5 protein-coding genes are annotated in these 6,415 nt (G+C 64.9%); 1 reads left to right on the forward strand and 4 read right to left on the reverse strand.

The window, feature by feature from the left end; all coding sequences use genetic code 11:
• From QZY48_RS18125 to QZY48_RS18140, 4 genes are all read right to left on the reverse strand, one after another.
• Positions 1–3,869 (reverse strand): DEAD/DEAH box helicase family protein (locus QZY48_RS18125; protein WP_295433700.1); only part of this gene is annotated, 3,869 nt, incomplete at its 3' end.
• A gap of 152 nt (positions 3,870–4,021) precedes the next feature.
• The gene (locus QZY48_RS18130; protein ID WP_295433703.1) at positions 4,022–4,450 is read right to left on the reverse strand and encodes a type II toxin-antitoxin system VapC family toxin; all 429 of its coding nucleotides are present in this window, start codon (positions 4,448–4,450) and stop codon (positions 4,022–4,024) included.
• A 2-nt stretch (positions 4,451–4,452) separates the two neighbouring features.
• Entirely contained in the window at positions 4,453–4,695 is a 243-nt protein-coding gene (locus QZY48_RS18135) for an AbrB/MazE/SpoVT family DNA-binding domain-containing protein (protein WP_295433707.1), read from the reverse strand.
• Positions 4,696–4,839: 144 nt separating this feature from the next.
• A complete protein-coding gene (locus QZY48_RS18140) occupies positions 4,840–5,598 on the reverse strand; it encodes an SDR family NAD(P)-dependent oxidoreductase (RefSeq protein ID WP_295433710.1) in 759 nt (252 codons plus the stop codon).
• 241 nt (positions 5,599–5,839) lie between these two features.
• Between QZY48_RS18140 and QZY48_RS18145 the strand changes: the two genes are divergently transcribed.
• Positions 5,840–6,250 carry a hypothetical protein gene (locus tag QZY48_RS18145; RefSeq protein ID WP_295433714.1) on the forward strand — a complete coding sequence of 137 codons (411 nt, stop codon included), beginning with the start codon at positions 5,840–5,842 and terminating at the stop codon, positions 6,248–6,250.
• The last annotated feature ends 165 nt before the right edge of the window (positions 6,251–6,415 follow it).

Raw genomic sequence — 6,415 nt, forward strand, 5'->3', positions numbered from 1 at the left:
CCGCCCCAGAACCGAACCACCCGCAAGTCGGTCGCCTGCGCCCCGCGATTCAGCCAGACTTGGCGGAATGACTGCACCGCCTGCTCGCATAGCTCGTCGGTCTGGGCGATCCACAGGACCGTGCGCCGCGGGCCGGGCGGACACAGCACCAGGTCCACGGCGGCTTGCACCGTGACGCGGGTCTTACCGCCGCCGGTCGGCAGGCTCACAACGGCGCGGCGCCGACCGGTGCCGCCCTCGATCAAGGCCCGGAGCCCATCGGCGACCTCCTCCTGAAAATCGTGCAACGGCGGTAGTGGGATCGGCCCCGAGACCCAAAACTCCGGATCCCGGCGCGCGGTCTGGGCGACCGCGAACGCCTCAGGGAACCCCAACTCCAACACAAAGGCCCGCGCCTCCTCCGTGCCCCAGTACTTGGGCGGGCGCAGGTCGGCCGCCTCCAGCGCCTCGCGCAACGCTTGCAGCACGGTCGGACCCAACAAGGCCAACGCGAGCTCGGCCACCTGCAATGGCTTGGCGTCCGGCGGCAAGGCGGAACAGGCCCGCTCGCCCAGGGCAGCCATGAGGGCATCCACATCCCCGCCGACCGCCTGCGATAGACGCTCGGCAAGGGTTGCCGCCGCCGCAACCTCCGCCCGACGGGCATCCAGGGTTGCATCGGTGATACGGCGAATCGCCTCATCGGGACCACAGTTGAGCCAACCGGCCGTCGATGCCTCCCGCAGGACGCGAAGCAAGCGATTTTGGCGTGGCAGGGCGTCCAATTGCCCGGGATCGAGATACAGCACGCCCTGCCAGTGAATACAGGACACGGGGTCGGGATGATCCTCAATACTCAGATGAAGTCCCTGGACCGATTGGCTATAAGTCTGATCCCTCTGATCCTCGGCCAAGACCACGGCGATGTCAGGGATCGCGTCCTGGAGCAGACCGACCGGCGCCAGTGCCTCGGCCCAACTAACCTTGAAGGCATCGTCAAGACTCTGCGCCCCCTGCCCCAGCCACAGCTTGCGGGCGACCTCATCCAGCTCAACCGCGACCCAACCGCGGTCCCGGGCACGTCGGGCAAGGTCCGCGGAGCCGGTGACGTAGACCTTACCAAGCGACACATCTCCGTCCGTGTCAGGCAAGCTTTCCGGAACCCAGCCGTCTGCCGCCGCTTCGTTCCACAGGTCCGTCAGAGTGCCGGTGCGTATGCGCTCGGGGGTGGCGAGGCACTCGAATAGTCCTTCCCAGAAGTTGCGCAACTCGACCTTGAACGTATTCACGACCGCGCGCCCGGAAGCGGGTGCCTTCAGGGGCGCGATTCTTGGCAAAATTCTGATCGGGGCCCGCAATTCGTCGCCACCTCGCCCAGCCGATGATGGGGTTCGCATTCTTTGCAGGGTCGATATGACCTCCCGAAGCTCCTTGACTTGCCTCAGAGCGAGCGAATCGATGCGGGCGAGGACGGTCTTGACCTGTACAATCTGTTCGCCGATCTGGAGGGAACCATTCTCACGGAGCAGCCAGCGCAAGGGATGCTCGATGGAGACCGGCTTGAAGTCTTTCCGCCGCTTGTGGTGCTCGAATGTCAGGGTCTCAGGAAAGTTGCCCAGGGTACGCAGGAACTCCCGGGTCAGACGCGCCCTCGCGAGGCCGGCAAGCCCGGGAACCAGGACAAATCCTACCGGCATAGAGATGGAAGACGGAAAGAAGCTATCCCGGGACACTTGGGGATTATCCCCATGGTACTTTGAAATCGCTGAGCGAGTCCACGGTTCAAGGACTTCGCAGATATCCGTCTGGGCGGGTTTACGCGACAACAGTTCCTCCCCGTTAATATCCTGTTTCCCGGCGGGCACGTCGGCAACGCCGAGTGCCTTAAGGATGACCGCGTCTGAATGATGCTGCTTCGGGTCGACCAGCACGTCGCGGTTGCACTGGTCCGGGTCGGTCTCGTTGACGATACGTCCCGGCAGCAGCACTGCATTCGGGTATTGCCAGGCCCCATCTTCCCGCCGCACGCGAATTAGCTCGCGGTGTTCCTCGGCAAAGGCTTTGCGATCACCCTCGGCCGCGCACCTCAGGGTTCGCCAGAAGCGGCGCCATGGTTCATCCGATGCTTCCAATCCTGCACCGGTAGCCGCGCTCAGCGCCTGCTCGATCACGAGCCGCCAGTCATCATCCAGAATGCTCTTCACACGAAGCACTTGGACCAAGATATCTGAGGTAACCTGGTCGGAAACCAAGGCATCCTCGACGCATGGCTGATCGGGGACGACTTGATCTTGCCTGGCAACGACAATCTGCTCTGGGTTGCAAAGACATTCATCGCGGCTCGGTATAATCTTCAGTCTTGGCCGTATCCGATTCCATTCGTCTTCATTACATGATTGAGGAAAATCCCGGGCAAGGGTGAGCACCAACTTGGCCGTATCGATATCGGTGGATGCGACCTCTCCGAACCATTGCTCGGCAGTTCCAGGCGCGAGGCGCGGCCTCTGGTCCTCGGCATCGGATGACATTGGCAACGACAAAGCATGAGCGACGCCGACCTTGGGAAGACGCTTGGCCAATTCGACCAAGCGCGACTTGCGTTTGCCCTCGATACAGGTCGGGTGTACCCACCGGACGAGCGCGTCATCACTCGCGAGCCCACTCCAACGCACCAGTAGATCCTTGTTGTCCACAGGGGGGCGCCACAGGTCATGGCCCGAGTGCAGCGTCCCAGCCCCGTCCGGGATCACCGCGCTGTCCGCGATCCGCTCCCACAGGGCCTCAACCAAGGTCGCCGCCGGTTCGTCCTGTCGGCTCAGTTGACGCGGGAAATAGTCGAGAATCCGTCCTGGGTCCGAGGTGTCCGCCAAGCTGGGCAGGGTCTCGGCGATGAGTCGGGCGGCCTCGCGCATCAGGGCCTGGTTCCACTCGCCGCCGCTGATGGACTTGCGGTCGGTGTTGAGCTTCCAGGGGGCATTGAGGATGCCGGGAATCCGGCTCTCGGTCTCGGTGGGAAAGAAGGCCCAGAACCGCCGCCCGGCATCTTCGCGCTTGGCGTCCAGTGGGATGGCCCAGGCCAGCGGCACGGTATCGCGTTGGTGTAGATGGGTCGCGTCGCTTCGCGCATCCGAGTCGGTAATTCGAATCTGCCGTTCGATGACACGCCAACGCGATGAGCCCTCGCCATCGGCAAGTACGATATGCTCACCCTCTGGTTGGCGGGTGAGTCGCCGTGCCTCGTCGCTCCCGGCATCCAGATCCAGGGTCACCGGGACCGGCAGGAACAGCAGAAACTGGGTCGGAAAGCGTCGAATCTCCTCCTCGATATGGGGCAGCATCCTGGGTTCGCGGATCTCCGCACGCACGACGGTCGTGGCCCACCGGAAGCCATTGAGTAGGGGGTCGGCCTGTTCTTCCTTCTCGCGATCCCGCGGCCAGGCGAGACGCAGTGCGGGCGCGTCATGGTCCGGCGCCAGGCCGCACGCCTCGCGGATCTCCCGGCGGCAACGGTCGGGGTCGAATCTGAGCGAAACACCGCGGCTGAAGATGTCGATGATGCCGCCGAGCCCCAGCAGTGACTTGAAGCCGATGCCGAAGCGGCCGATCTGGTTGCCGCGTTTGGGCGATGAATTCGCCAGCAGCAGTGCCTTGATGCCGTCCTGGCTGAGCGGCGCGCCGGTATTGGCGACATAGATCCGATCCCCGCTCAGCAGGACGTGAATCCGTGGCTCCTGGTCGCCCGCTGGGACGCCGCGATTGAACGGCAATGCGTCCGCCTCCGAGATCGCGTCGGCGCCGTTCTGGACCAACTCGACGATCTGCCGATATTCATACCCCCCTCCCAACACCGACTCTTCGGTCTTGCAATGATCTCCGATATCCTCCGGCATCGTTCCGTATGTCTTCAAACGGCGTTGGCAAAGATCTTCGATGAAGGCTTCGAGCATGCTTTACTCCGTGAATCGGTCGCGGTGTCTCGACAAAGGAATCCGACCGGCAAGCGGACGCCACGGTAAGTTGAGCGCGGTGGCCCTGAGACCGATCATTTCGGCGCGGGCGTTGGATTGTCCAGCCAGTTCTCCACCCGCAACTCGGCGACCCGCGAGAATTCGTCTACATTATCCGTGACGACGGTAAGCCCGCCGGCCAGGGCGTGCGCGGCGATCAGCAGGTCGTTGGGTCCGATGGGCGTCCCGGCCTGCTCCAACTGAAGGCGGGCCTTGGCATAGGCTCGATCGGCCCCGGCCTCCAGGGGCAGCACCGGCATGGAAGCCAGCAGGGACTCAACCTTCTTGCTCAGGGTGTCGGAGCCGAGCTTGCGGGCGCCGAAGCGTAGTTCCGCGGCCACGATGATGCTGGTGCAGACCCTTGCGTAGCCGCGCCGGGCGAGCATTGCCGCGACCGACCCCTGCGGCTGGCGGATCAGCGCCGAGAGGATGTTGGTGTCGAGCAGGTAGCGCAGCCCCTCCATGGCTAGAGGCAGATGTCGTCCAGTGGCAACAAGCCCTCGTCCACCGCGGGGAGGGACTCGTCGAGCGGTTTCCATCCGGCCAGCAGGGTGGCGAGGTCCGGACGGCGCTTCACCGGTTCGACCACCAAGCGCTCGCCGTCCTTGCTGACGATCGCCTCGTCTGCATCGAGCTCGAACTCCCGCGGGATGCGCAGGGCTTGATTGCGCCCGTTGCGAAACAGGCGGACATGGCGTTCAGTCTGCATAGGTCATCGATCCGGAGCGAAAGGCATAGGCGCTAGCATAGGCGAAGCGATCGGACTACGCGAGGGGTCGGTGATCGCGGGTGCAGGAGACCAGCCGCGCTCTTGGGGCTCAAGCATGGCCGATGGTATCAGTTCGGCAAGGCGTCAGGCGTCCATGAGTCCGCGCCGGCGCGGCCTGTATGATCGGAGAATGGCCGCTCTTTCGGTGATGCGGTCGTTCAGGGCCACTGGGCGACCGGCTGCTCTTGGCCGTGAGCCGTCGGTCAGCCATACACTTAGGGCCATCCGTCGGTTCGCGTTACACAGCGGACATCTGAAACTTGCGTCGACACCCCCCGCCCACGAGTCTGGGCAATCACGGGTGCCGCCGGGACTCAGAGAATCGCGCGCACCACGCCGCCGTCCACCCGCAGGGCCGCACCGTTGGTCGCGGAGGCGCCCGCAGTGGATCATCTCCGCCGGGATCTGCACCGCCGATTCGCTGGAGACGAAGATGATCCGGCCCCAGTCGCGCCCGCGCATGCCCGGAAGGTAGTGCCGCGCCAGACGCACCCCGCTCATGACATTGGTCTCGAAGAAGCGCAGCCAGTCGGCGTCGCTGATCTCACCGAAGGACTTCGGTTCAAAGATGCCGAGACTATTGACCAGCACGTCCAGGTCCGGCAGGTCGCGGATCAGGGCCGCACACCCCGCGGCGCCCGACAGGTCGGCAGCGACGGCGGTCACGATGGCGCCCGGCACCTGGGCGCGGATCTGGTCCGCCGCCTGATCGACCCGTGCCCGGGTGCGGCCATTGATTACCACCTGGGCCCCCTCGCGGGCGAGCCCCAGGGCCGCGGCGAAGCCGATACCGAGCGTGGAGCCGGTGACCAGTGCCCGTTTGCCTTGCAGTTGAAGGTCCATCAATGTGTCCTCGTCGGCGATCGTTGAAAGAGTGCAGCCAGCCCAACGGGCACGACCCAGATGCGATGGCGGACCGCGGTCCCCGAATACTGGTGCAGGCTGGTGACGGATCAAGCCCGCGCCCCCTTTTCCACTCATCCGCCGTTGACAAGGCACGGCGCGGGCCTAGACTGCCCGATGACCCGCCCCGGCGGCGGGTCAGGCCCCCGCGCGTCTCAGCCACGTACACATCGAGAGCACCATGCACTATCTCTACACGTCATTGAAGGTCCTTGCGGTCCTCGCGCTCGCGGCACTCGCCGCGGGTTGCGCCGGCGATCTGAAGGAGAAAGAGAACCTGGCGGCGGCCGCCGGCTTCAAGGTCATCACCCCCACCAAGCCGGAGCAGGCGGCGCTCTTGAAGAGCCTGCCCGCGAACCAGGTCACCCAGGTCAAACAGGACGGTAAGGTCTACTATGTCCTGCCGGACCTGGCCAACAACCAGGCCTGGGTCGGCGGACCCAAGCAGTATCAGAGCTATCAGCAACTGCGCCTGGCCAGGCAGATCAGCAACGACAACCTGGAGGCCGCGGCGATGAACCAACAGGCGTCCATGAACTGGGGCGCCTGGGGCGGTTGGGGGGGTTGGGGTCCCGGGCCCGGCTGGTATTGAGCCCAGCCGCACCCGGCCTGGGAGCGCCGCACCCCAGTGCGGCACGATCTCGCGGATAACCCCGGCGGTACGGATTGACCAGAGGCCGCGCCGCACTGGGGTGCGGCGCTCCCAGTCCGTAGGGTCCGCTGCGCGGAGCGGGCGTCGTTGTCGTTGTCGTAATCG

It is taken from the genome of uncultured Thiodictyon sp., from assembly GCF_903828115.1.
In the GTDB taxonomy this organism is placed as follows: Bacteria; Pseudomonadota; Gammaproteobacteria; order Chromatiales; family Chromatiaceae; genus Thiodictyon.

Bases quoted from the DNA above. Each gene is read 5' to 3' on its own strand.
- QZY48_RS18130 (WP_295433703.1), bottom strand. From the start codon at position 4,450: ATGGAGGGGCTGCGCTACCTGCTCGACACCAACATCCTCTCGGCGCTG.
- QZY48_RS18135 (WP_295433707.1), bottom strand. From the start codon at position 4,695: ATGCAGACTGAACGCCATGTCCGCCTGTTTCGCAACGGGCGCAATCAA.
- QZY48_RS18140 (WP_295433710.1), bottom strand. From the start codon at position 5,598: ATGGACCTTCAACTGCAAGGCAAACGGGCACTGGTCACCGGCTCCACG.
- QZY48_RS18145 (WP_295433714.1), top strand. From the start codon at position 5,840: ATGCACTATCTCTACACGTCATTGAAGGTCCTTGCGGTCCTCGCGCTC.